18 protein-coding genes and 1 riboswitch are annotated in these 25,075 nt (G+C 56.2%); of the genes, 1 reads left to right on the top strand and 17 read right to left on the bottom strand.

What is annotated here, in order from left to right; translation table 11 throughout:
* Positions 1 to 15 precede the first annotated feature (15 nt).
* The 9 genes from AXE86_RS00930 to AXE86_RS00970 form a co-directional block, all read right to left on the bottom strand.
* Entirely contained in the window at positions 16 to 2,538 is a 2,523-nt protein-coding gene (locus AXE86_RS00930) for a TonB-dependent receptor (RefSeq protein ID WP_061943690.1), read from the bottom strand.
* A 240-nt stretch (positions 2,539 to 2,778) separates the two neighbouring features.
* A riboswitch (cobalamin riboswitch) is annotated at positions 2,779 to 2,953 on the bottom strand.
* A gap of 92 nt (positions 2,954 to 3,045) precedes the next feature.
* Positions 3,046 to 3,876, bottom strand: a complete 831-nt coding sequence (locus tag AXE86_RS00935) for a TrmH family RNA methyltransferase (protein ID WP_061943693.1) — start codon at positions 3,874 to 3,876, stop codon at positions 3,046 to 3,048.
* 50 nt (positions 3,877 to 3,926) lie between these two features.
* A complete protein-coding gene (gene rplT, locus AXE86_RS00940; protein ID WP_061943696.1) occupies positions 3,927 to 4,280 on the bottom strand; it encodes a 50S ribosomal protein L20 in 354 nt (117 codons plus the stop codon).
* 50 nt (positions 4,281 to 4,330) lie between these two features.
* On the bottom strand, positions 4,331 to 4,528 hold the full coding sequence (gene rpmI, locus AXE86_RS00945) for a 50S ribosomal protein L35 (protein WP_039980908.1): 198 nt from the start codon (positions 4,526 to 4,528) through the stop codon (positions 4,331 to 4,333).
* Positions 4,515 to 5,081, bottom strand: a complete 567-nt coding sequence (gene infC, locus AXE86_RS00950; protein WP_009442622.1) for a translation initiation factor IF-3 — start codon at positions 5,079 to 5,081, stop codon at positions 4,515 to 4,517. Before infC ends, rpmI begins: the two co-directional genes overlap by 14 nt.
* 195 nt (positions 5,082 to 5,276) lie before the next feature.
* Positions 5,277 to 7,196 (bottom strand): threonine--tRNA ligase, encoded by a 1,920-nt coding sequence (thrS, locus tag AXE86_RS00955; RefSeq protein WP_061943699.1) that lies wholly within the window; start codon positions 7,194 to 7,196, stop codon positions 5,277 to 5,279.
* Positions 7,197 to 7,340: 144 nt separating this feature from the next.
* Positions 7,341 to 7,697 (bottom strand): LysM peptidoglycan-binding domain-containing protein, encoded by a 357-nt coding sequence (locus tag AXE86_RS00960; RefSeq protein ID WP_050749692.1) that lies wholly within the window; start codon positions 7,695 to 7,697, stop codon positions 7,341 to 7,343.
* A gap of 189 nt (positions 7,698 to 7,886) precedes the next feature.
* Positions 7,887 to 12,194, bottom strand: coding sequence for a 2-hydroxyacyl-CoA dehydratase (locus AXE86_RS00965; RefSeq protein ID WP_061943701.1), 4,308 nt, complete (start codon positions 12,192 to 12,194; stop codon positions 7,887 to 7,889).
* Between the two features lie 127 nt (positions 12,195 to 12,321).
* Complete coding sequence (locus AXE86_RS00970) at positions 12,322 to 13,932, bottom strand: MBL fold metallo-hydrolase RNA specificity domain-containing protein (RefSeq protein WP_061943704.1); 1,611 nt, start codon at positions 13,930 to 13,932, stop codon at positions 12,322 to 12,324.
* 164 nt (positions 13,933 to 14,096) lie between these two features.
* Here AXE86_RS00970 and AXE86_RS00975 point away from each other — a divergent pair, with 164 nt between their 5' ends.
* Positions 14,097 to 14,957: an NAD(P)-dependent oxidoreductase gene (locus AXE86_RS00975; RefSeq protein WP_061943706.1), complete on the top strand. Its 861-nt coding sequence runs from the start codon at positions 14,097 to 14,099 to the stop codon at positions 14,955 to 14,957.
* Positions 14,958 to 15,069: 112 nt separating this feature from the next.
* Here AXE86_RS00975 and rbr read toward each other — a convergent pair whose 3' ends face one another.
* From rbr to AXE86_RS01015, 8 genes are all read right to left on the bottom strand, one after another.
* Positions 15,070 to 15,603 (bottom strand): rubrerythrin, encoded by a 534-nt coding sequence (gene rbr, locus AXE86_RS00980; protein WP_039980914.1) that lies wholly within the window; start codon positions 15,601 to 15,603, stop codon positions 15,070 to 15,072.
* A gap of 106 nt (positions 15,604 to 15,709) precedes the next feature.
* Positions 15,710 to 17,353 carry an FAD-dependent oxidoreductase gene (locus AXE86_RS00985; RefSeq protein WP_061943709.1) on the bottom strand — a complete coding sequence of 548 codons (1,644 nt, stop codon included), beginning with the start codon at positions 17,351 to 17,353 and terminating at the stop codon, positions 15,710 to 15,712.
* A 74-nt stretch (positions 17,354 to 17,427) separates the two neighbouring features.
* Positions 17,428 to 18,006: an alkyl hydroperoxide reductase subunit C gene (gene ahpC / locus AXE86_RS00990; protein ID WP_039980918.1), complete on the bottom strand. Its 579-nt coding sequence runs from the start codon at positions 18,004 to 18,006 to the stop codon at positions 17,428 to 17,430.
* Between the two features lie 170 nt (positions 18,007 to 18,176).
* Positions 18,177 to 18,704, bottom strand: a complete 528-nt coding sequence (locus AXE86_RS00995) for a NapC/NirT family cytochrome c (RefSeq protein ID WP_061943711.1) — start codon at positions 18,702 to 18,704, stop codon at positions 18,177 to 18,179.
* A gap of 13 nt (positions 18,705 to 18,717) precedes the next feature.
* Positions 18,718 to 20,460 (bottom strand): FAD-dependent oxidoreductase, encoded by a 1,743-nt coding sequence (locus tag AXE86_RS01000; protein WP_061943714.1) that lies wholly within the window; start codon positions 20,458 to 20,460, stop codon positions 18,718 to 18,720.
* A 123-nt stretch (positions 20,461 to 20,583) separates the two neighbouring features.
* A complete protein-coding gene (nspC, locus tag AXE86_RS01005) occupies positions 20,584 to 21,720 on the bottom strand; it encodes a carboxynorspermidine decarboxylase (protein ID WP_061943716.1) in 1,137 nt (378 codons plus the stop codon).
* Positions 21,720 to 22,919: a saccharopine dehydrogenase family protein gene (locus tag AXE86_RS01010; protein WP_061943719.1), complete on the bottom strand. Its 1,200-nt coding sequence runs from the start codon at positions 22,917 to 22,919 to the stop codon at positions 21,720 to 21,722. Before AXE86_RS01010 ends, nspC begins: the two co-directional genes overlap by 1 nt.
* Positions 22,920 to 23,043: 124 nt before the next feature.
* Entirely contained in the window at positions 23,044 to 25,050 is a 2,007-nt protein-coding gene (locus AXE86_RS01015) for a methyl-accepting chemotaxis protein (RefSeq protein ID WP_061943722.1), read from the bottom strand.
* Between the last annotated feature and the right edge of the window lie 25 nt (positions 25,051 to 25,075).

Raw genomic sequence — 25,075 nt, forward strand, 5'->3', positions numbered from 1 at the left:
TTTATCGGTGATTCTTTAGAACTCATAGCGGAAGCTCATATAGTAAGTGCGTCCCTGCAGCGGATACTCGATATTTACCCAACTGGGTTCGCTTAAGTAACGCTGCACGCTGTGCACCTTTAGCTTCGACGCTGCATCGAACACGTCATTGCAGCCAATCGACAGCGTCATATCCTTGCGCGGCGACCACTTGAATCCCAAGTTGATTGTTTTCAACGCTGCTCTCGGCCTGCCGGAAAGTTCCTTTTCCACAGGATCCCTGACCTGCGGGATGGCATAGTGCGTGTAGTACTGCGAAACATAGTGTCCCTCACTGAAGAAGAGCCACTTCTCCGTCGGGCGATAGGTCAGTCGGAGATTGCCTTCCCACTTCGGTTGATAGGTTGGGCGCACCTCGAACCAATCATAATGGACGCCCGGGGAGGAGTCCCTGCGCTGCGCCGCTATATTGAGGTACGTGCCTTCGAGGTCGAGATCAAATTTCTTCCAGTGGAAATTCGTCTGCAGCTCAATGCCGTGCGCCTTCCCGCGCATATCGTTGAAGTACGAGCTGTAGTTGAGTCCTGCACGGTAGAGGTAGAGCATGCGCTGTGTATCGCGCCAGAAATATGTGAGCGTCGTTCGATTATCTGCCCCAAGGAACTTGCCGTCCCAAATGGCACTGAGATCAAACTGCTTGCCATACTCGGGCTGTGGAAATTTCGCGCCGCTCCCCTTGTAATCCATTGGAGCCGGCATGATTCCTGCGCCGTCACCTGCGATTTCGTACATATTGAGCAGGCGGAAGTAGGTGCCGCCCGTCATACGCATCGTAAAGTGGTTGTTGAATTCTTTTTTTAATGCGAGCTGCCATGTCACCTTGGAATCCACCTGACTGTCCTCCGGGTGAACCCAGCGATATGTTTTGAGTGGATTGAATCGACCGAACTGACTGTATCCTATAATCTGTGAACGATTGTAGCGGATGGCAGGCGTCAGCTGCCATGAACGCTTCTTGTCAAGCGTAATTGTATCCTGCAGCTGCAAGTTAAAGATATTTTGATCGAACTGGTTGCGCATCTGTGCCCAGAGATTTCCGATACCCGCCTGCACGTCATCGATGACCTCATTAAGCCCATCGCCGTCAATATTCATGCGCTCGTGAGAGTAATTCATCTGGAAGTCGAGCATATTGTTCTTGCTGAGCTGATAGGTGCCGTCCACCTGTACATTGTATTTCTTCGAGCGATAGCGGCTCCACTCCCGCATGGGAATCTTAATCATGTATCGCAGACCGTCGTGAATATTCTCGGCGCGGTAATCCTTGCTCTGGGTGAGGTAGTCGACCATCCAGCCCCATTCATAGTTCTTTCCTATATAGCGGCGCTGTACGAGCAGCTCCTTTGCACTGATTTTTTGATGCCGCTTGTCGTATTTATAGAGATCGTATTTATCAACGAGAAGCCCCGGCTGAATCATATCGAAATAACTTCGATAATCGACCCAGAGACTGTCGGGCAGATGCCGATCGACAGTCTTGTATGTTCCCTTGATCATCCAATCGTCATTCTGCCATTTGACAAGCAGATCCGAATTGCTGTAGTCATTGTATTGCCGCCGGCGGTGCGGATCATCCGCAGCAGTAACCAACCGGCCCCCATTGTCCTCCAGCCACTGGATGCAATCATCTACATTCTGCTGCCATGCTCCGGCGCCATGTGCGATATCAAACGCGGCTTTCCCTGCCGGTGTCATAGCGAGGTAGCCTTGGAGTTCTGTCCGTGTCGCAACGATCTGTCGTCCAATGTCGGTATTTGTATAGAACTGCTCCGCCGCATAGCTGCGGTAGGGGAAGTCACCATCACGCGATTCGTGATTGTAGCCAAAAAGCAGGCTGCCGGCACCTAGGGGGGCTGTGATCTCAACGGAGGCTTTTTTCCCGCCGAAGGAGCTCGGTCCAATCTCGGCGGATCCATGTGCGCCCGTCGGTTTCTTCGTCACGACGTTAATGATGCCGCCGATGAAGGTGCCCGCAAAGCGAGCCGGGATGTAGCCGCGGTAGACTTCGATGCGCTCGATATTGCTGACGGGGATCGTCGAGATATCGACCGCCGCATCGCCGCCGAGATTCGTCAGCACGCCGTCGACGAATACGCCGACCTGTGCTGCCGTCGAGCCGCGTACGGTGACCGTCGTATACTGCCCCTTGCCCTGCACCTCGCGTACATGCACGCCGGGAACCATCTTGAGAAAGTCAGGCAGTGTCTTTTGTTCGCCCTTGAACTCCTCCGGGCGTATAATGGTCACGGTGCCGGGGGAGAGAATATCTTCCCATGTGGGACGCTTCGCCTCGACGGTGATATCAGAAGTGCTATATTTCAACGGAGGACTCGATGATGTCGGCTCCATATGAACCATGGCAGATGCCTGTTCTTCTTCCCCGCCAGTATCAGTTGCGGTACCTCTTGCTGCGGCAATCATCGGATGAAGCAGCGCACCAGACAACAGCATACCCATAACGCCCAACACAAGCCGTCTTTGTTTCCATCGAGACAACATAGATTATCCTCATTTCTGTAGAATTACCAAAATAAATAATCCCGTCATTATATTCAGTCAATAGTATAGAACATACTGGACTCTCCTTTCAAAAAAATACCGCCTTCTGAACGAAGGCGGTCATATCATTTCAAAAAGGCGGCAGAACAAACCTGCCGAAGATACTCTGCTTCACAAAGAAGCAGAGATGATCCCCTTCCCATCGCTCGCAGGTACCGATTCCGAACAACGTCCGAATCGACGGTGATGTTAAAGCAGGCAATTCTCCTGGCTCAGATTCCTCACCCTGTCAAACCTTCCCAGAATTTCTTCCAGTGGCATACGATGACGGGGCTCCTCTTACAGTGGCGGGACCGCTTCGGCTTATACCGAATTCCTTATTAAGTCTTTCGACACCTGTTTCCTTACAATATGAATTTTTTCACTCTTATGATATTACAAATTAGTTTATTTTGTCAATAATATAAAAGAATCTTTTTATAGTTCTATGTGATAAAACTATATCTATTATATCCCTGCGTAGCTGCGCTGACGCATGGACTCATAGAGGATCGCTGTGGCGGCCGAGGCGACGTTGAGCGACTCCGCCTGCCCGCACATTGGGACGTAGAGGTGCTGACACGCGCCCAAGAGGCGCTCCGATACACCGTTTGCCTCGTTGCCGAGGACGACAATCGTGGGGCGGCACAGATCCGCTGCAAAATGCGTCACAGCATCGGCGTCGCACGCAGCCGCATAGAGATATAGGCTTTGCTCCTGTGCGAAACGCAGGAGTTCCTCATCATCGACGCCGCTGATAAAGGGAACGTAAAACAGAGAGCCCATCGTTGCACGGACGACCTTGCTGCTGTATACATCCGCACAGCCGCGCAGGAGTATCACGCCCGCTGCGCCCGCTGCATCTGCCGTGCGCAGAATCATGCCGACGTTGCCGGGATCCTGCACACGATCAAGAGCCAGATAAAACGGTACTTTCTCCGCCGCGTGTACGAGATCGGTCAATGATCTGCGGGGGGGACGCTGCATCAGCAGCAGGATTCCCTGCGGCGCGTCCGTCTCCGCGCAGGCGGCAAAGAGCCGCGGCGGGACACAGTTAACCGGCACGCCGCGCAGATGCAGCTGCTCTGCCAGTATGGCAGCTCGCTCCGCTGCCAAGGCACGCTCCATCAATACGGCGTGTAGGATCTGTCCGTCTGAGCGCGCTGCCATCTCGGCAAGGCGTAGTCCCTCCACCAAGAATACATTTTCCTTGGCGGCGCGGCGCGGACTTCGTACCAGCACGGAGAGGCGGCGGATGAGTGGGTTCTCCGCACTCGTGATTGTCTCGATCTTTTTCATCGTATAAAAAGAGCCTGATGAATCCGATGACTCATCAGGCTGCTCCCATCTTACTGATTTTCCTTTGCGACGTTCACAAGCTGCGTGAATGCCGCTGCATCGGCAATGGCGAGATCGGCAAGCATCTTGCGGTTGACCTCGACCCCTGCATTCGTCAGACCCGCGATAAAGCGGCTGTACGAGATGCCGTTCGCACGCGCTGCTGCATTGATGCGTGCGATCCAGAGACGACGGAACGTGCCCTTCTTTGCACGACGGTCACGGCGCGCATAGTAAAGCGCCTTCATGACGGTCTCGTTTGCCTTCTTGAACTGCTTGCTGCGCGAGCCGCGATAGCCCTTGGCAAGCTTTAAAATCTTCTTATGACGACGGTGTGCCGTAACACCGCTCTTTACTCTTGGCATAGCAATTCCTCCTGTTTCCTACCCACGTAGGGTTCTCTTCATTGCCCCGTTTATGCGTAGGGGAGCATCTTGCGGATGCGCTTGTAGTCCGAATTGTCGGCAAGTGCTGCCTTGCGCAGGTTGCGCTTGCGCTTCGGCGTCTTCTTCTCCAGAATATGTCTCTTGTATGCCTTGTTGCGGCGGAATTCTCCGCTCCCTGTTACGGTGAAGCGCTTCGCTGCAGCGCGGCGCGTTTTAATCTTCGGCATCGCCATTTCCTCCTTTATCTTCCTGCTTCGCGGGTTTTGCCGCCTTGGCGGGCTTCTGCACCTTCGGCGAAAGAATCATCGTCATATTCTTTCCCTCGAGCTTCGCACCGCGTTCGATCGACACGAGATCGCCCAGCCGTTCGGAGACGCGGTCGAGAACCACGCGCCCGAGTTCCGGATGGGAGAGCTCACGCCCACGGAACATGATCGTCACCTTGACCTTGTTGCCCTCTTCGACGAAGCGGAGCGCATTCTTCAGCTTGACATTAAAGTCATGCTCGTCGATGTTCGGACGCAGCTTGACTTCCTTGATGCTGATGGTCTTTTGCTTCTTCTTCGCTTCTTTCTCACGTTTCTGCTGCTCATAGCGGAACTTTCCAAAGTCCATGATGCGGCAGACGGGCGGCTTCGCCTTCGGCGCCACCTCGACCAGGTCGAGATGCTGCTCCTCCGCCATGCGAAGGGCATCGCGCGTCAGCATAATGCCAAGCTGTTCCCCCTCCGCACTGGTGACACGCACCTCACGGATATGGATTTCCTCATTGATTCGCAAAGATTCCCTGCTTATGGCAAGAACACCTCCTGGTACGGATGCGCATGATTACGCCATCCGGCAATAGAAAAGGGCGGCATAAAGCCACCCTCATACATTCTCTCATGCAACCCGTCAGACATCTATGCCCGCAGGTGAGAAGCGGTGGCTTCTGCTTTCAACGTGAGATATATTACCACAGATCGGAGTATCCTGTCAATACTCCAGTGCACGCGTCGCAATTTTTTCCTGTACGAGCGCGATAAAGTCCGCGACAGGCAGGACTGTGCTGTCCTTCTCTCCATACTTGCGGAAGGCGACTGTGCCGCTCTCCATCTCCTGATCGCCGACCACCAGCGTGTACGGCGTCTTCTTGACCTGGCTCTCACGGATCTTGTAGCCCGTCTTTTCGTTGCGTGCATCCACCTCGACGCGGAGGCCAAGGTCGAACATCTTCTTATACAGTTCCTCCGCGTATGCGGCATGACGCTCCGTGATCGGCAGGATACGTACCTGCACGGGTGCCATCCATACGGGGAACGCACCTGCATAGTTCTCGATCAGGATGCCGATGAAACGCTCAATCGATCCGTAGACCACACGGTGCAGCATGACAGGGCGATGCTTTTCGCCGTCCTCGCCGACATAGGTGAGGTCAAACTTCTCGGGCAGACTCATATCGAGCTGGATCGTGCCGCACTGCCACGTACGTCCGATGGAGTCGCGCAGGTGGAAGTCGATCTTCGGACCGTAAAATGCGCCGTCTCCCTCGTTGACGACATAGTCCAGACCACGGTTGTCCAGTGCCTTCTGCAGGCCATTCGTCGCCATCTCCCACATCTCGTCCGTGCCCATCGAGTCCTCGGGGCGCGTCGAGAGCTCCGCCTTGTACGTCAGACCGAACGTGCGGTAGACCTCGTCGAAGAGGTCAATCGTGTGCTGGATCTCGCCCTCGATCTGATCGGGTGTCACAAAGAGATGCGCATCATCCTGCGTGAAGTTGCGGACGCGGAAGAGCCCGTGCAGAGCACCCGAAAGCTCATGACGATGGACAAGTCCCAGCTCGGCAAGACGCAGCGGCAGGTCGCGATAGCTGTGCAGCTGGGAACGATAGACGAGCATGCAGCCGGGGCAGTTCATCGGCTTGATTGCGTAGTCCTCTTCGTCGATCTCCGTGGTATACATATTCTCGCGATAGTGGAACCAATGCCCCGAGGTCTCCCAGAGCTTACGGCTGAGGATCACAGGCGTGCTGATCTCCTGATAGCCGTAGCGGCGATGCACCTCGCGCCAATAGTCGAGCAGTGCGTTGCGCAGTGCCATGCCGTTTGGATGGAAGAATGGGAAGCCCGGTCCCTCCTCGTGCAGGCTGAAGAGATCCAGCTCTCTGCCGAGTTTTCGGTGGTCGCGCTTTGCCGCCTCCTCCAACATGTGCAGGTAGGCATCGAGTTCTTCCTGCTTCTCAAACGCCGTGCCATAGATGCGCTGCAGCATCTTATTCTTCTCACTGCCGCGCCAGTATGCACCTGCGACACTTTGCAGCTTAAATGCCTTGACCTTGCCGGTCGAGACGACATGGGGGCCTGCGCAGAGGTCGGTGAACTCGCCCTGCGTATAGAGGGAGATTACCTCGTCCTCCGGCAGATCCTCAATCAGCTCCACCTTATAGTTCTCACCCTTCTCACGGAAGAGTGCAATCGCCTCTGCACGGGGAATCTCACGGCGGACAAGCGGCAGGTTCTCCTTGACGATCTTCTTCATTTCCTTTTCGATATCGCGAAGATCGGCATCCGTCAGCTGGTGCTCCATGTCGAAATCGTAGTAGAAGCCGTTCTCGATCGCAGGCCCGATCGCGAGCTGCACATGGCTCTCCGGATACAGGCGCTTCACTGCCTGCGCCATGACGTGCGCCGCCGTATGGCGCAGAGCGTGGCGGCCGCCCTCATCATCAAAGGTCAGCACGCGCAGTACAGCATCCTTCGTGACCGGCGTCGTCAGATCGACGACCTCGCCGTCGAGGCTCGCCGCAAGTGCCTTTTTCGCCAAGGAGTTGCTCATCCCCTTGACGACGTCCAGTATGCTCGTTCCTGCCTCTGCCTCGCGAACGGAGCCATCCGGCAGTGTCAGCTTTATCATAAAATGCTCTCCCTTCCAAATATACAAAAGCCCTGTCCCTGTGGGATAGGAAATCCATCCTCTCGGGGACAAGGCGACAGGAAGCACCGTGATTTCGTGCTCCCATAAGTTTCCACCCTAATCGGTAAGGTCATTATAAGGCGGTCAATTCTCTGTGTCAAGGGATTTGTGTTCTGCCATTGCCTGCAGCTGCTCTGATGGGGCAATCACGGGGATGCGAAGATGTCTCCCCGCATGGATTGTGCCGTCGGGCGGCAGATCGTTCACCTCAATGATTGCTTCCTCAAGATCCTTTGCCGTGGATTCTTTTGCCGAGTAGGTCTGTGCAATCGACCAGACGCTCTCCCCATGTGCGACGGACACCTCAACAAAGTCTGCCGAGCGCAGATAGGGATTCGTCAGATGCAGGGCAGAAACTCCCATCCAGATGAGCGCGATTACGCCGAAGAGAAGTCCGACGCGCTTCTTATTCACTGTTCTGCGTGTTTTTCTGCGTCTCATATCCGTACCTCCGAACACTCATATCGCATATACATTCTCAAAACTTTTGTTCGTATATAAGATAACACAGAAAAGGTGTTCGGTCAAGTATTTTCGAACGCATCTTTGCGAAAAATTTGTTCGCAGAACGAGTTTTTGTAAAAAAAGAGATGCTGCACATCGTACAACATCTCTTTGATAAACTCGGTACTATTTAGGCAAATTGACCGCCCGATCCATTTGCGCCTCAGGATGCTCCGCTTCCTGCGGGCGACGCTCCTTTGCCACGGCAAGCATCAGTTTCAGGCGATTGAGCTGGTTGACCTCACTCGAGCCCGCATCGCAGTCGATCGCCGTGATGTTCGCGCCGTGATACGCCTTACGCAGGTCGTGCATAACGCCCTTGCCCGTAATATGGTTCGGCAGACAGCCGAACGGCTGCAGGCAGACGACGTTGGGGACGCCCTCCTCGATGAGCTTTACCATCTCACCTGTGAGGAACCACCCCTCCCCTGCCATGTTGCCGAGGCTGACGTGGCGCGCCGCAAGCTCCGCCGTATGGTCGATGGACTGCGGCGGACGGAAGTGACGGCTTTCCTTCAGTGCCTTGCGCATCGGTGCGCGGAAGAACTCGATCACCTTGATAAACATACGTCCATAGAGACGATCCTTGTACGAGCCCGCAAGCAGCTTGTGCTGTGCGATCGGGTCGTAGGCGGAGTACAGAAAGAAGTCAATGAAGTCGGGCATCACGACCTCTGCCCCCTCCCCCATCAGTACCTTTTCGATGTCGTTGTTCGCGACGGGGTGGTACTTGACGAGGATTTCGCCGACGATGCCGACCTTTGGTTTCCACAAGGTCTCGTCGATAGGGATATGGTCAAAGTCACGCACAATGTCCTTCACCATGCGGCGGAACTTGAAGATGCTGCCGTGCAGCAGCTCCTCCTTTGCGCGCGCCATCCATTTCTCATACGCCGCCTGCGTACTCCCCTTGACCATTTCGTACGGCATCATGCGGTTGCGCACGTTCATCAGGAGATCGCCGTAGATCGCCGCTTTGATGGCGTCGACCATCATCTCGCGGCTAAAGGCAAAGGAATCCGTCTCCTCGGGAAGACCGCGCACGGCAAAGACCGCAACGTTCGGGAAACCCGCATCACGCAGCGCCTTGCGCAGGACACCGAGGTAGTTGGTCGCACGGCAGGCACCGCAGGTCTGAAAGAGCGCAATGCTCGTGTGATCGGGATCGCACAGTCCCGCCTTCAGTGCGGCGAGGAGCTGTCCGATGACGACGATGGCAGGGTAGCACATATCATTGTGCACATAGCGCAGACCAAGGTCAATGGCTGCTTTGTCCGGCATCGGCGGAATGACGACGTTATAGCCGTGCTTTCTCATCGTCGTACGGAACAGATCAAAGTGAATCGGTGCCATCTGTGGGGCGAGAATCGTATGCGTCTTCCGGCAGTCCTCGGTAAAGCGCGGGCGCTCGATGACAGGCACGTCATGGTAGACGGGCATCTCCCGCCGCGCGAGAGCCGCGATCAGCGAGCGCAGACGAATGCGCGCTGCGCCGAGGTTTGACACCTCATCGAGCTTGATCATCGTGTAAATGCGCTCATGCGACTCGAGGATCTCGCGTACCTCTGTCGTCGTGAGTGCATCGAGACCGCAGCCGAAGGAACTCAGCTGGATCATCGTAACATTCGGATGCTCCGCAACGAACTGTGCCGCATGATAAAGACGTGCATGATAACTCCACTGATTGACGACCTGCAGACGCCGTTTGCTGACCGGCATGTGGTATACTGCATCCTCGGAGAGAATCGGCAGCTTATAGGACTGGATCATCTCGGGGATGCCGTGATTGATCTCGGGATCAATATGATAGGGACGACCCGCTAGCAGGATGGCGTGCTCGCCCGTCTTTTCAATACGGTCGAGGATCTTCTGCCCATAGTCACGGACATCCTGACGATACTGCTCAATCTCGGCATAGCCGGCATCAACTGCCGCGGTAATCTCCGCCCTGCCAATGCCCTCGGCTGTTCCAAACTCCTCCACCAACCGCTCGATCATGCGCTTGCGGTCATTGATGGGCAGGAACGGCTGCAGGAAGCGGATGTTCTTCTCACGCAGGACATCCATGTTGATGCGGATGTTCTCCGCATAGGATGCGACAATCGGACAGTTATAGTTGTTCGCCGACGAGTCGGTCTTGTCCTCCATGTTGTGCGGTTCGCACGGATAGAAGATCGTATCGACGCCCTTTTCGATGAGGTCGGCAATATGCCCGTGGGCAAGCTTTGCCGGGTAGCAGAGGGAATCCGACGGAACGGTCGCCATACCCTTATAGAACAGCTGAGGAGAGGACTTTCCTGAAAGAACGACGCCGTAACCAAGCCGATCAAAGAAGGTAAACCAGAACGGATAGTCCTCGTACATATTGAGCGTGCGCGGGATGCCGATGCGGCCGCGGCGCGGCTCATCCGGCGACTTATAGTGCTTGAAGAGACGGCGATACTTGAACTTATAGATATTCGGCGTCTCATCCGCTGCCTTCTCACCGCCGATGCCGCGCTCGCAGCGGTTGCCCGTAAAGTAACGCTCCCCATTGGGGAACTGCTGCATCGTGATGAGGCACTTGTTGCCGCATTTTCCGCAGCGGTAGGTGCTCGTCTTGGAGGAAAACGCGCCCAGCTCCTCCGCGCCCAGCAGAGAGGAGTGCTCCGTCCCCGCCTCCATCGCAAGGATCGCCGCGCCGTATGCGCCCATCAGCCCTGCAATGTCAGGACGGATAACGTGCTTGCCGAGCAGGTTCTCGATGGAGCGCAGGACGGCATCGTTGTAGAACGTCCCGCCCTGCACGACAATGTGGTCGCCGAGGGCATGAACATCCTTCAGCTGCATGACCTTAAAGAGAGCATTCTTTACGACAGAAAGAGCAATGCCCGCCGAAATGTCGGCGACCTCCGCCCCCTCCTTCTGCGCCTGCTTGACCTTGGAATTCATAAAGACGGTACAGCGCGTGCCGAGGTCAACGGGTGCCTTTGCGTCGATCGCCTTGGCGGCGAACTCCGCCGGCGTCATGTGCAGCCCCTCGGCAAAGTTCTGGATGAAGGATCCGCAGCCTGCCGAACACGCCTCATTGAGCGTGATATTGCCAACACTGCCGTTCTGGACGAAGAAGCACTTCATGTCCTGTCCGCCGATATCGAGCACAAAGCTCACCTCGGGGCAGAACTCCTGTGCAGCGCGCAGGTGGGCGAAGGTCTCCACCTCACCGCCGTCCGCATGAAGTGCCGCCTTGACAATCGCCTCGCCGTAGCCTGTCGTCACAGCGCCTGCGATGTGACAGCCCATGGGCATCACATCATAGAAGTCCCGCAGTGCCTCGATGACCGAGCGCAGCGGCGAACCCTGATTGCTGCCGTAATAGGTGTGAAGCAGCTCTTTGTCTTTTCCGATGGCGACGAGCTTCGTCGTCGTCGATCCTGCATCGATGCCGATCCAGACCGGACCGCGATAGGATGAAAGCTCGCCGCGCCGCACGCGATCCCGATCATGCCGCTCCTTGAACGCGGCATAATCCGCTGCATCCTTAAAGAGCACAAAGTCCGCCGTGCGCGTTTCCGCTGCCGCAGCTGCCTCCGCACGCGCAATGCACGCCTCCATCTCCCGCATATCGGTTGCCTTGGCATCATCGGAGAGCGCCGCGCCAACCGCGACGAAATAATTGCCATAATCCACATTGACGACGTGTTCCTCGTCAAGCTTCAACGTCTCGATAAAGCGTCGTTTCAGTTCCGGGAGAAAGTGAAGCGGTCCGCCAAGAAAGGCGACCTTGCCCTCAATGGGACGCCCCTGTGCGAGGTTGCCGATGGTCTGATTGACCACCGCCTGAAAGATCGAAAGCGCAATGTCCGCCTTCTCCGCACCGTCGTTCATGAGTGCCTGAACATCCGTCTTGGCAAAGACGCCGCAGCGCGAGGCGATTGCATAGATGCGCTTTCCCTTTTCGGCAAGTGCATTCAGACCGATTGGATCCGTTGAGAGCAGGGATGCCATGTGATCGATAAAGGAGCCCGTCCCCCCTGCACAGACACCGTTCATACGCTGTTCCGGCGCATCGCCGAAGTACGTGATCTTGGCGTCCTCACCGCCGAGCTCGACGGCTGTCGAAGTCGCAGGAATGAGCCGCCGCACTGCCGAGGCGCACGCAACAACCTCCTGCACAAAGGGCAGGCCGATGCGCTGCGCGATCCCCATGCCTGCCGACCCCGTCAGAGCAAACGAGAACTTCGACTCACCGACGACATCGCGCAGCTGGCTCAGGTTCTCCTGCAGCGCCTTGCCGATCTCTGAGAAATGCCGCGCGTAATTCTTATAGAGAATTTCGTGCTGTTCCCCCATAACGACCAGCTTGATGGTCGTCGAGCCGACATCTACACCGACGCGAAATGGTAATTCCACTATTACACCACCCATCATTTTCCATAGGAAAACGAGGGACATGTCCCTCTTTCCTTCATTCTGTATTAAATTAGGAAAGCCCTTCTCAAGGCTTCCCTATTTTAACGTATTTCATAAAGAGATGCAAGCACAGACATCACAGCTCACGGCATTCTGCCGCGCTGTCCCGTCAGATGTTGTACGGAGCGATGAGTTTCTTGAAGTAGGTGCGCGCCTTCAGGAGGGCGCGGATGAGCGGCTCCATCAGTTTCGGCTGTCGTACGACGGCACGGATGAGCGACTTGCGCAGAAGACGATACTCGGCGTCGAAGTCGCGCAGCGCATCCTCCATCTCCGCTTCGATGGAGACGGCGGGACTGTTCGACGGGATCAGAACGGCACTCCGCCCCTGAAGCGTTACAAGATCGCCGAGGAACGGCGCGTAGACTTCGAGCCCGAGTTCCTCCTGGATGCGCTCCTTCAGAGCCTCCTGTGCCTGCCCTTCGCCGTGTACCAGAAATACCTTTGCAGGACGCGGTGCGGTGACTGCACGCATCCACTCCACGGTCTGCGCTGCATCCGCATGGGCGGAGAACCCGTCGAGTACCTCGATCTTTGCCTTGACGGCGATTTCCTCGCCGAGGACGCGCACGCGCTTGATGCCGTCCACCAGCCGCCGCCCAAGACTCCCCTCCGCCTGGTAACCGACGAAGAGCACCGTCGACTCCGGCCGCCAGAGGTTATGCTTCAGGTGATGGAGCACGCGCCCCGCGTCCGCCATCCCCGAGGCGGAGAGGATGATCGCCGAGCCCTCTGCCGAGTTGAGTGCTCGCGACTCTGCCGCCGTCTCAGCGATACGTACCTGCGGAAACGCCGGAATCATGCCTTCATGCCCAAAGAACGCAATCGTCTCCTCGTCAAACTCCTCATAGTTTTTGAGAAAGACGCGCGTCGCCTGAATCGCAAGAGGACTGTCGATGATGATCGGGATGTCGTCATCGAGACGCCCCTCCTTCCACAGATTGTAGAAATAATAAAGGAGCGTCTGTGTCCGCCCAACGGCAAAGGAAGGAATGATAACATTGCCGCCGCGGTCCATCGTATCGCGGATGACCTCGAGCAGAGCCGTCTCCTTGTCATAGTCGCGATGAATACGATCGCCATAGGTGGACTCGACAATGAGGAAGTCCGCCCCCACAATTGGCTCCGGGTCGCGCAGGATTGGCTGATGCGGCTGTCCAAGATCGCCCGAAAAAACCAGTTTGGACTCCTGCATCCCCTCGCGCACCACGATCTCAAGGATCGCCGAGCCGAGAATATGCCCCGCATCACGGAATGTCACAGAAACAGGCCCCAGATCCACCGTCCCCTGATAGGGTACAGGCGTAAAGTGCTCCAATGCAGCAAAGACATCTGCCTGTGTATAGAGCGGCGTAATCGGCGCCTCGCTGCGTCGTGCGTTCTTGCGGTTCAGCATCTCCGCATCGCTCTCCTGGATATGTGCCGAGTCCGGCAGCATGATGTGCACGAGGTCACAGGTAGCACGCGTGGCGTAGACTCTGCCCACAAAGCCCTCACGAACGAGGCGCGGAATCCGCCCGCAGTGATCGATGTGCGCGTGGGTCAGAAAGACCGCATCGATCTCAGCAGGGTTGAACGGGAATGGCTCATAGTTCATCTCGCGCAGCCGCCGCGTGCCCTGATACATGCCGCAGTCCACCAGATACTTATGGTCACCCGTATGGATCAGAAAGCACGAGCCCGTAACGACATGTGCTGCCCCTAAAAATTCCAATCGCATCCGTCATCCGTCCTTCCTACTGTAATTCAAATCTGAACGTTCCTATTCTTTATGTATAAGATTCGGAATCCATTGAAAAAATCCTGCAATGATCCGTGATTCCCTTGATTTTTTGCTTTATCCTGCTACACTGAAGGTATATGAAGGAGAATGGAGGAAATGATATGAAAAAAATTGGATTCATCGGCCTCGGCATCATGGGCGCAGCGATGGCAGGACATCTCATCGATGCAGGCTATGAGCTCAGCGTCTACAACCGCACGAAAAGCAAGGCGGCACCGCTTCTTGCGCGCGGCGCACGTTACTGCGAAAGTCCGGGCAAGTGCGCGGCGGGGCAGGATGCCGTCATCACCATCGTCGGCTATCCAAAGGATGTGGAGGAGATCTATCTTGGCACGGACGGCATTCTCGCAAACCTTTCCGCAGGCACATACACTGCCGATATGACGACTTCCTCTCCCTCGCTCGCCGTCCGCATCTATGAGGAGGCGAAGAAACGCGGCATCCACGCCCTTGATGCTCCTGTCACGGGAGGAGATATGGGGGCGCGAAACGCCACGCTGAACATTCTGGTCGGCGGCAACGAGGCCGCATTCCGCGCCATGCGGCCCATCTTTGCCGCGATGGGCAAAAATATCGTCTATGAGGGTGCTGCGGGTGCGGGACAAAAGACGAAGGCAGCGAATCAGATTGCCATTGCGGGGACGCTCGCAGGCGCCTGTGAGGCATTTGCCTATGCGCGTGCTGCAGGACTTGATCCTGAGAAGGTGTTTTCCTCCATCTCAGGCGGTGCGGCCGCGAGCTTTCAGATGAGCAACATGATCCGCAAAGCACTGGATGGAGACTTTGCTCCCGGGTTCATGATCAAGCATTTCGTTAAGGATATGAACATCGGTGCTGAGACGAGCCGGGAATACGGCATCGACCTCCCCGTACTCGAGCAGGTCCTCCGTGAGGCGCGCTCCCTGGAGGAGAGCGGCGGCGGTACGGAGGGAACACAGAGTCTGCTGAAATACTATGAATAACGAAACATCTGGCTGATTTAGCATATCGTTTTATTGCTATTTCCTAATGACAGCAAAAAGCCCCGCCAAACGGCGAGGCTTTTTAGTATTCCGCTGCCAAAGCAGCGCTTCCTTAGTAGTTACGAACAAGCTGCTGGAAGAACGACTGCGGATGCTCGCAGACCGGGCACTTTGCCGGTGCCTGCGGGCTCTCGCAGACATAGCCGCAGTTCAGGCACTGCCAGATGATCTTCTCATCGCGGCGGAACACCTTGCCCTCCTCCACATTCGAGAGGAGGATCTTATAGCGCTCGTCATGCTCCTTCTCAATCTTGCCAACTGCGTCGAAGAGACGGGCAATCTTATCGAAGCCCTCTTCGCGCGCCACACGGGCAAACTCGGGGTACATGCTCGTCCACTCGCCATGCTCGCCGGCAGCGGCATCGGCAAGATTTTCCTTTGTGTCGCCGACACCATGCACGAGCTTGAACCAGATCTTAGCATGCGCCTTCTCGTTGCGCGCCGTCTCGTTAAAGATGTCCGAGATCTGCTGATAGCCATCCTTCTGCGCCTGCGAAGCGTAGTAGAGGTACTTCGTATGTGCCTGCGACTCACCCGCAAATGCTGCCCAGAGGTTCTTTTCCGTCTGTGACCCCTTCAGTTCCATCATGTTTCTCCTTCCACAAATACACAATACACATATATTACATCTATCAAAAGTGCCGCTCTGCGCCCTGCTCAGAGGCGCAGCATATTAGGAAATCACTGATTCCTTAGGCACGACTGACCAAAATATCGGCAATCTCATCGATATTCTTCCTGCCGAAGAAAAGCTTCTCTCCCACGATAACGCAGGGAACACTCATGACATTATACTTTTTCTTCAGGTCAGGGAAATAGCGAATGTCATAAATATCGGCACGCACATCCGCACGCTCCGCCGCAATGCGCTGCACAGCAGTGACCACATCGGGGCACATCGTGCAGGAGAGGGACATGAGCACCTTGACATCGGCGGGTGCTGCGATCTGTGCAATCTTCTCGCGCGTATCAGCGCGAAGTTCCTGTCCCGGCCCTGCGACATTGTAGAGCGCGAGGATAAATGAGTTGAACTCATGGCCGCCCGGAACGGCGTGGTAAACGATCCCGCTCGGCGTACCGTCCGCGTACAGGATGGCGATCCCCGGCTCTTCACCGGAGCCTATCGGGATCTCCGTGCAGCTCACCTTGGGCGACAGCTTCGCGAACTCATCCATAAAGCCGCGCAGCTCGGCCGAAAGTGCGCCGCTATCAAAACGACCGACCAAGCGAACCGTGGAGGCAAATTTATCAAAGACAGGCAGCAGCTGCTCGCGCAGCTCCTCGGAGATGAAACCTTCCTCCTCATCACCGACAGCCGACTTCTTCTCGATGGAGGCCTTGCGCTGCTCAAAACGCTTCGGATCCACACCGGAGCGCGGAAACGAGGGCAGTTTCAGGCGGTCATGGACCGCTGCCGCGTGACGCTCCGCCGAGACGGCACTGACAGCACCGTCAGAGACCGCCGTCACCACCTGACGCAGAGACTTGATGCAGACATCGCCGGCGGCAAAGACGCCCTTGATATTCGTCTCCTTGTCCTCGTTCGTGATGATGTAGTTTTGCTCATTGAGATCGATCCGTCCACGAAACAGCTCCGTATTCGGTACGTAGCCGGCAAAGACAAAGACGCCAAAGGTCTCGCCCTCTTCCGCCATGTGATGCTCGACTTCACCTGTCGCATTGTTGCGAAAATCTGCATAGGAGATCATTGCATCGCCGCCGACACGCTCCACCACGGTATTGAAACGCACGCTGATGTTCTCGTAATCCGCGAGCGCATCCACTGTCGTCTGCGGTGCTCGGAATTTATCGCCGCGTACAAGAATCGTGACCGAACGCCCGTAACGGGACAGAAAGATGCTCTCCTCGACGGCGGAAAGACCGCCGCCGATAACGAAGATATCCATCCCCGTGAAGAACTCTGCGTCGCAGGTCGCACAGTAGGCGACGCCGCGCCCACGGAACTCCTCCTCACCGGAAAAGCCAATCCGGCGCGGATTCGCGCCCGTCGCGAGAATCACGCTCAGCGCCTGTACGGCACCGGCGGTCGTCTCTATTTCCTTGATGTCCTGATCCAGCTTCAGTCCCGTGACCTCGGCACTGACGAACTCCGCCCCGAAGCCGCGCGCCTGATGTTCCATCTGCGCTGCAAGCTCGGTGCCGCTCACACGTCCTGTCCCGGGATAGTTGACCACGTCGGCAGTGATGGTGATCTGCCCGCCGATCTTCTCCTTTTCGATGACAAGCACCTTGCACTTCGCGCGCGCCAGATAGATCGCGGCAGACAGTCCTGCGGGACCGCCGCCGACAATCACGGCATCATATATTGTATCCACAAAACCGCCTCTTTTCCGCCTCATAGGAAAAAGCACCTCACGAGCGCTCTCGCGAAGTGCCCCACTCCATACGCTTAGAGTTTGCCAACAAGATCAAAGCTGGGCTTCAGTGTCTTTTCACCCGGCTTCCAACGTGCGGGGCAGACCTCATCGCCATGCTCTGCGACGAACTGCAGTGCCTGCACCTTGCGCAGGAGCTCCTTCGCGTTGCGTCCGACGTTGCCCGCACTTACCTCATAGGAGACGATCTTGCCCTCGGGGTTCACGACAAACGTGCCGCGCTCAGCGCGCCCGTCATCCTCGATGTAGACGTCGAAGTCGCGTGCAAGCTTTGCCGTCGGGTCAGCGAGCATCGGATAGGTGATCTTGCCGACGAGCTCGGAGCTCTCATGCCATGCCTTGTGGACGAAGTGGGAGTCGCAGGAGACACCGAAGATCTCGCAGCCAAGCTTCTGGAACGCTGCATACTCGTCCTGCAGATCCGCAAGCTCCGTCGGGCAGACAAACGTGAAGTCTGCAGGATAGAAGAAGAACACGCTCCACTTACCCTTGAGATCCGCCTTTGTGTACTGCGTGAACTCGCCCTGTGCGCCTGCCTTCTTCTGGAAAGCATCTGCTTTAAAATCGCTGATTTCCTTGTTAATGAGTGACATGAATATCCTCCTTTGTTGATGGAAATGGCCGTCTATCATTTGCACGACCATCGTTGTTCTTTTGATGGTCACATCATAGCACGGAAGATTTTCCATGTCAATAGAAATTTATACTTTTTAATAATTATTTTTGTTTACATGGATATTCTCAAGGTACTTTGCCTTCTCCCCTATTTCTCCCAACTGGAATCCAGTTTCCAGCTCACAGGATGACAGGCCGTACATTTCTTTGCCGACTGCGGATGATGCATTGAATGGCAGTCCGCGCAGTTCTGCGGATTCTCATTGTCCGCCAGATGGACGGGATCATGCGGGTTTTCCTTGCCATAGCGTGCCGTCGCCTGTTTGATCCCCTCAAAGGTGTGGCAGGAGAGACACTGCTCATTCGTATAGCCGTACTTCGGCATGGGGTCCTCATAGTTCCCCGTTACGAAGAGCCAGCCCTCATTCATCTGCTGGAGCAGCGTCGGCTCATGACAGTCGTGACAGGTTACGCCTGCATCTGCATGCTGCTTCGCGAGCAGATTCCCCTGCGCATAACTGTCGTACTCGGGCTGCATATTGTGACAGCTTACGCAGAAGGCAGGGTTCGCACTGACCTGTGAGAGGATGGCGAGTCCGCCGAAGCCGCACGCTGCGAGTACGATCACGAGCACCAATAGAGTACGCGGCTCTTTGAATTTCTGAAACATCTTCATTGTCCCGCCTTTCTCAGAGCTGTGCCGTAACATTGCCGACCAGCCGCCCATAGACGAGTGCAAAGGCATGACTGACGCCTGCCGTCACAACGGGGTAGTCTCCCACAAAGCGGCCGCCCTGCGTATTGCCGACGGCATAGAGTCCGGGGATGCCGTGGTACTCTGCATCCAGTACGTTGCCGTCCTCAGGGTTCACCGTCAGCCCGCCCATGTTGACGAGGAGTGCGCCGCCAAGCATCTTGCCCGCATAGAACGGCGGCTTCTCAAGGGGAAAGAGGCGCTTCGCTGCCTTACCGAAATACCGATCCTGATGCGCATTGGCAAGCTCGTTATAGCGTGCGATCTCCGCCAGTATCGTACGCTGTACGGCAGGGCGGTCCGGCGCGAGTGCCGCCGCGAGTTCCTCGATGCTGCCCGCCTTGATGAGTCCCGGCGTCTTATCCAGATCTTCGCGCGAGGTATAGGACGTCCGTCCGAGCGACCACTGGCAGTCCGGCGGGAGTTTCGGGTTCTCGGCGGCAGAGACGCAGTGGTTTACGCTCCCGTGGGAAACGCCCATCGCGCCCAGCTGCTCCGGCCAGTTGTCATCAAAGATCTGCCATGCGTAGCTGCCGCGCTGACGATAAATGGCGCAGGAGAGCTGCTGGCCGCCAATGTCCTCGTTGACGAACCGCTGTCCGTCGTCGTTGAGCAGGAGATAGGCATCGACACCGAGCGGACCGCCGAGCGTATGGATCATCGGCGCGTGAGGACCGTCCTCGATCTTGCCGCCGACCCATGCCGCCATCCGATGCCCATCGCCCGTATTCGTCGGCGTATCCCATGCGTCGCGATTCGGGAATACGTTCAGATAATCGACTGCCCATGGAACAAAATACGCCATCATTTCCTTGTTGTTGCCGTAGTCCCCTGTCGCCAGAATCACGGCTTTGCGTGCCGTACACTGGACGATCTTCCCATGAATGTCCTCGCCGATCACCGCCATCACGCGTCCGCCATCCTCTTCACGGACGAGCTTCTTGGCACGCGTTGCATAGATGAACTTGCAGCCCTGCGCGAGGCATTTCTCATAGACCAGCGTCAGCAGCGGCTCCTGACTCGGCAGGAGCGTCATGACGGTCGGATAGGTTGGGCTATTCTCCTCGCTGCGATTGTACCCCGACGGGAGCGGATAGTGCATCATCTGCAGGTTGATCTTCGTGCGGTCGAGCTCTGTATCCGTCTCTTTCATCACGTGGACGGCAGGCGCGAGGTCGAGCATCCAGTCAAAGTCCTCGCCGCTGTGCTCCGCCCAGTAGTTCCACATGCGCTGATCAGCACGGTAGCCCATCTGCTTCATATTTTCGAGGATGGCGGCGTTCTTGTCAAAGCTGATGCCCAGCTCCCGCTGATAACGGTTGCCGATCGTGCCGAACTGTCCGCTGCGGCACTGCCATGTACTCGCCCGCTCCATGACAAGAACAGACGCCCCGTGCTCCGATGCTGCGCGCGCCGCCGTCAGGCCTGCAAGTCCTGCGCCGACGATGACAATGTCCGCACTGTACGTATCGCTGATTTTCTCCGCTGGGATCTCCGGTGCTGTTCCAAGCCATGCGGGCGGCGGCGGTGCTCCTTCCGGTGCCTTGGGTGGGATGAGGTGATCGTCGGGATTCGCGGCGCAGCCCGTCAGCAGTGTCGGCGCAGCGACGAGTCCTCCCAATGCAAGTGCGCTCCCTTTGAGAAAGTTTCTGCGGCTCAGTTCCGCGTTCTCTTTCATACGATCTGCTCCCTTCTATGGGAATATTATAAGGCGGCGCAGAAATAAACACAAGTTAGTTTGTCATAGGCAATATCTATTCAAAAGGAGAGAATCTGCCCTCACAGCAGTTCTCCCCTTTGGTCAAAGTCTCATCTTAAAATCATCATAGCCGAATGTACGTACCGTCTCCCATTCTCCCTGCGGAGAGACGGCAATGATATGCGGCAGCGGCATCCCGTTGAACGTATTGTTCTTCACCATCGTATAGATCGCCATATCGCCGAATACGACACGGTCGCCGATGCGCAGCGGTGTGTCAAACGAGTAGGTCCCTATCGTGTCGCCCGCCAGACAGGTTGGACCTGCCAGCGTGTACGTATGCGCCTTCTCCCCCGCTTCGCCCGCGCCGACGACAGGCGGGCGGTAGGGCATCTCGATGACATCCGGCATGTGGCAGGCGGCGGAAGTATTCAGGATCACGTTCCCGCCCGCCTGTACGTCGAGTACCTCAGAGACGAGAAATCCCGCATTCAGCGCAACCGCCTCGCCCGGTTCGAGATAAACCGCCACATGATATTTTTCCTGTACGCGGCGGATCAGCTTCTTGATCAGGGAAATATCATAGCCCACACGCGTGATATGGTGACCTCCGCCGAAGTTCAGCCACTTCATCCCATGGAGGTACTTCCCGAACTTTTCCTCTACGGCATCAAGCGTCTCTTCAAGCGCATCCGCCCCCTGCTCACAGAGTGTATGAAAGTGCAGGCCGTCGAGCCCCGCGAGGAGATCCTCGCGAAAGTCCGCAGTCTTTACGCCGAGGCGTGACCCCGGTGCACACGGATCGTAGATGGCATGATCCTGCGTCGAGCACTCGGGGTTGATGCGCATCCCGCAGGATACACCGTGCAGACGTGCCGCTGTGCCGAACCGTTCCCACTGGGAAAATGAGTTAAAGATGATATGATCGCAGATCGACGCGAGCTGCTCGATCTCCTCATCCTCATAGGCGGGCTTAAAAACGTGGTTTTCTTTGCCCATCTCCTCCTGCGAGAGACGCGCTTCATAGATGCCGCTCGCTGTCGTCCCTGCCAGATAGCGCCCAATCAGCGGATAGTAGTGATACATGGAGAAGCACTTTTGTGCGAGGAGAATCGTTGCTCCCGTATCCTCTGCGACCTCGGCAAGGACTTTGAGGTTCTTCTCCAAGAGCTCCTCATAGACGAGATAGGACGGCGTGGGAACCTCATTCCACTCCGCACGCCATGCATTCGCCGCCATCAGTCCACCAGCACGGGGTCATGGCTCTCCTGCCACGGCAGCCCCCACCGATTCAGCGCATCCATGAACGGATCCGGGTCGAACTCCTCGACATTAAAGACGCCGGGTTTGCGCCACTTTCCTGTCATGACCATCATTGCACCGATCATCGCAGGTACGCCCGTGGTATAGGCGACCGCCTGCGAGCCGACCTCGGCGTAACATTTCTCATGGTCGCAGACATTGTAAAGATAGTAGTTCTTCTCTGCACCGTCCTTCTTCCCACGGAAGATGCAGCCGATGTTCGTCTTGCCCTTCGTCCGCGGCCCAAGGCTCGCGGGATCTGGCAGCACTGCCTTCAGGAACTGGAGCGGGATGATCTTCTTTCCCTCAAAGTCAATCGGCTCGATCGAGGTCATGCCGACATTCTCGAGGCAGCGCAAATGCGTCAGATAACTCTCGCCGAACGTCATAAAGAAGCGGATGCGCTTGATCCCCTTGATGTTCTTCGCGAGAGACTCCAGCTCCTCGTGGTGAAGGAGGTACATATCCTTTTTGCCGACCTCGGCGAAGTCATAGACACGCTTGATCTCCATCGGCTTCGTTTCGACCCACGCGCCGTCCTCCCAATAGCTGCCGTTTGCCGACACCTCTCGAATGTTGATCTCCGGGTTGAAATTCGTTGCAAAGGGATAGCCATGGTCGCCTCCGTTGCAGTCGAGGATGTCGATGTAGTTGATCTCGTCGAATTCATGCTTCATCGCATAGGCGCTGAAGACACCCGTCACACCGGGGTCAAACCCCGAGCCGAGGAGAGCCGTCAGCCCTGCCGCACGGAAGCGGTCAGCATACGCCCACTGCCAGCTGTACTCAAACTTCGCCGTATCCTCTGGCTCGTAGTTCGCCGTATCCACATAGTGAACCCCCGCCGCAAGACACGCATCCATGATGTGCAGATCCTGATACGGGAGTGCCAGGTTCAGCACGACGTCGGGCTGAAAATCCTTGATGAGTGCCGTCAGAGCAGGTACATCGTCTGCATCTGCGGCAGCGGTGCGAATCTTCGTTTTGCCGCCGTCCAGTTTCGCCTTCAGCGCATCACATTTTGACTTCGTACGCGAGGCGATGAGGATCTCCTCAAACACCTCGGGATTCTGACAGCATTTATGCACGGCAACGCTCGCCACGCCGCCCGCACCGATAATCATCGCTTTTCCCATGAAAACGCCTCCTTCATCGATGTTTCTATCATACAACAGGAAAAGGGTCACTGCAAGAGCAGCGACCCTCATTGAAGCTTTACGTTTTAAGGAAGTACGGACCGCTTCACTCTATCCGTACTTCTCAGAGCTTGAACTTCTTCGTCTCATCCGCAAGCTCGTCTGCAAGCCCCGAGAGGCGGCGCGTCGATGCCGCAATCTCCTGCATCGAGGCAGACTGTTCCTCCGTCGCCGCCGATACGTTCTGTGCGCCGTCCGCATTCGCTGTGCTGACCTTCTGGATCTCCTCGATCTGTGCACGTACCGTCTGCGTCTCATCCTCCATCTTTCGGATGCCTGCAGTGATATCCTTCACGCCGTCGCCGAGCTGCTGAATTGACTCTGCAATCGACTGGAACACCTCATCCGCCGTACGGACTGAGTCCAGACCATGCCCGACGTACTCATCTCCGTGCTTTCCTGCATCGATGGCACGTTCCATATCTGCCTGCACGGACTGCATCGTCTCAGAGATCTTCTTCGAGAATTCACCGGACTCTTCGGCGAGCTTTCTGACCTCTTCGGCAACAACGGCAAATCCGCGCCCGTGCTCACCTGCACGAGCCGCCTCAATCGCAGCGTTTAAAGCAAGCAGATTCGTCTGCTCGGCAATGCTGCCGATGACCTCGACGCTGTGGCTGATTTCCTCCGAACTCTTGCCAAGCGCAGAGATTGCGGCATCCACGGTCTCCGAGCCGGTCTTGATCTGCTCCATATACTTGACGACCTCGTCGATGGAGCGACGTCCCTCGCGGACGCGTTCTACCGTATTGTTCGTCACCTCCGCGACTGTTCCGACCTGTTTCGACATCTTTTCCGCATGGCTTGAAATGGACGCCGTGGCATTTGCGACAGAGGAGGAAGCCTCCGACTGACGCTCTACGCCTTCTGCGATCTCGGTGATCGACATGGCAACATGATTGGATGCCTCTGCAGACTGCTGAGAAGCATCGGTAAGGCCCTCTGCTGATGTCGAAAGTTCCGCCGCATTGGACTGAATCCGCTGAATCAGCGTATTGAGTGTATGGCGCATCTTGACCAAGCCGTCCGAGAGCTGCCCCAACTCATCCTGTGAGGTAATTGTCTTTGGCGTTTCGCGCAGATCCCCGCTGTTGATAACCTCGCAGACGTGTACCGCCTTCTGAACGTTTGCTGCGAAACTGTTCGAAATGAAGAAAATAATCACCGAGATGGCGAGGAGGATAACGACCGTCAGTCCCGCGAGCACCATCAGCAGCGTATGGGCATCTGCAAGGATCTCACTGTCGGACGCCTCCGACATAATGACCCAGCGCCGTCCGTCGAGGTGAATCGGCACAAGCGTGCCCGTCATCTCCTCGCCTGACTCGCGCTCATAGTGCGCGAGCGCGGGTTCATCCTTGTCGATCACAGATTTGAAGGCATCCACAAGGCTCGTCGAGATCTTAACACTCGATACTTCCTTGCTGAAATCGAGCTTGCCGACCTGCGCCGGCTCGTTCGGATGAATGATGACAAGCCCCGTCTCATCCATGACAACGAGCTGCCCTGTGTGGTACGTCGCCATCTTCGACAGGGTTTCATCAAAATGTGAGAGCCCAATTGAGCCGCCAACTACACCGGTAACGACTCCGTTTTCTATGACAGGAACAGCAATCACGCTGACAACCTTACCGGTAACATCTGAAATCACCGGCTCAGAGACAATCGTCTTGCCCGACTGCACCACTTGAGGAAGATAGGCACGGCTGGAACGGTCCAAATCATTGCCGTCGGAATCGAAGCCGATCCCGTTGACATCGGTATAGGCGAGATTCGAAAACACTTCTGTATGCTGCTTTACATCCTGCAGTGCTCGAATCTTTGCTTCCCGGTCACCATGAACCATAGCATCGCTCTTTGCCGCGATCTTAAGGTACGCTTCATTCGTATCAAAGAGACGCTGCACCTCAAGCGCTGCCTGCTTGCCGACGCCCTTGCCGATCGTATCCGCATCCGCCACGAGCATATCGCTCGCCATCTTGTAGCTGATGCCGAAGAACACAAAAAATCCGATGAGCATCACAGGCAAGATAGATACTAAAAACTTTGTTCGAATTGATTTGAATTGCATAATGACCCCCCCCCATTCATAACCC

The sequence above is a fragment of the Selenomonas sp. oral taxon 136 genome (genome assembly GCF_001554015.1).
In the GTDB taxonomy this organism is placed as follows: Bacteria; Bacillota; Negativicutes; order Selenomonadales; family Selenomonadaceae; genus Centipeda; species Centipeda felix.

Bases quoted from the DNA above. Each gene is read 5' to 3' on its own strand.
- AXE86_RS00930 (WP_061943690.1), bottom strand. From the start codon at position 2,538: ATGTTGTCTCGATGGAAACAAAGACGGCTTGTGTTGGGCGTTATGGGT.
- AXE86_RS00935 (WP_061943693.1), bottom strand. From the start codon at position 3,876: ATGAAAAAGATCGAGACAATCACGAGTGCGGAGAACCCACTCATCCGC.
- rplT (WP_061943696.1), bottom strand. From the start codon at position 4,280: ATGCCAAGAGTAAAGAGCGGTGTTACGGCACACCGTCGTCATAAGAAG.
- rpmI (WP_039980908.1), bottom strand. From the start codon at position 4,528: ATGCCGAAGATTAAAACGCGCCGCGCTGCAGCGAAGCGCTTCACCGTA.
- thrS (WP_061943699.1), bottom strand. From the start codon at position 7,196: ATGATAAAGCTGACACTGCCGGATGGCTCCGTTCGCGAGGCAGAGGCA.
- AXE86_RS00960 (WP_050749692.1), bottom strand. From the start codon at position 7,697: ATGAGACGCAGAAAAACACGCAGAACAGTGAATAAGAAGCGCGTCGGA.
- AXE86_RS00965 (WP_061943701.1), bottom strand. From the start codon at position 12,194: ATGTCCCTCGTTTTCCTATGGAAAATGATGGGTGGTGTAATAGTGGAA.
- AXE86_RS00970 (WP_061943704.1), bottom strand. From the start codon at position 13,932: ATGCGATTGGAATTTTTAGGGGCAGCACATGTCGTTACGGGCTCGTGC.
- AXE86_RS00975 (WP_061943706.1), top strand. From the start codon at position 14,097: ATGAAAAAAATTGGATTCATCGGCCTCGGCATCATGGGCGCAGCGATG.
- rbr (WP_039980914.1), bottom strand. From the start codon at position 15,603: ATGGAACTGAAGGGGTCACAGACGGAAAAGAACCTCTGGGCAGCATTT.
- ahpC (WP_039980918.1), bottom strand. From the start codon at position 18,006: ATGTCACTCATTAACAAGGAAATCAGCGATTTTAAAGCAGATGCTTTC.
- AXE86_RS00995 (WP_061943711.1), bottom strand. From the start codon at position 18,704: ATGAAGATGTTTCAGAAATTCAAAGAGCCGCGTACTCTATTGGTGCTC.
- AXE86_RS01000 (WP_061943714.1), bottom strand. From the start codon at position 20,460: ATGAAAGAGAACGCGGAACTGAGCCGCAGAAACTTTCTCAAAGGGAGC.
- nspC (WP_061943716.1), bottom strand. From the start codon at position 21,720: ATGGCGGCGAATGCATGGCGTGCGGAGTGGAATGAGGTTCCCACGCCG.
- AXE86_RS01010 (WP_061943719.1), bottom strand. From the start codon at position 22,919: ATGGGAAAAGCGATGATTATCGGTGCGGGCGGCGTGGCGAGCGTTGCC.
- AXE86_RS01015 (WP_061943722.1), bottom strand. From the start codon at position 25,050: ATGCAATTCAAATCAATTCGAACAAAGTTTTTAGTATCTATCTTGCCT.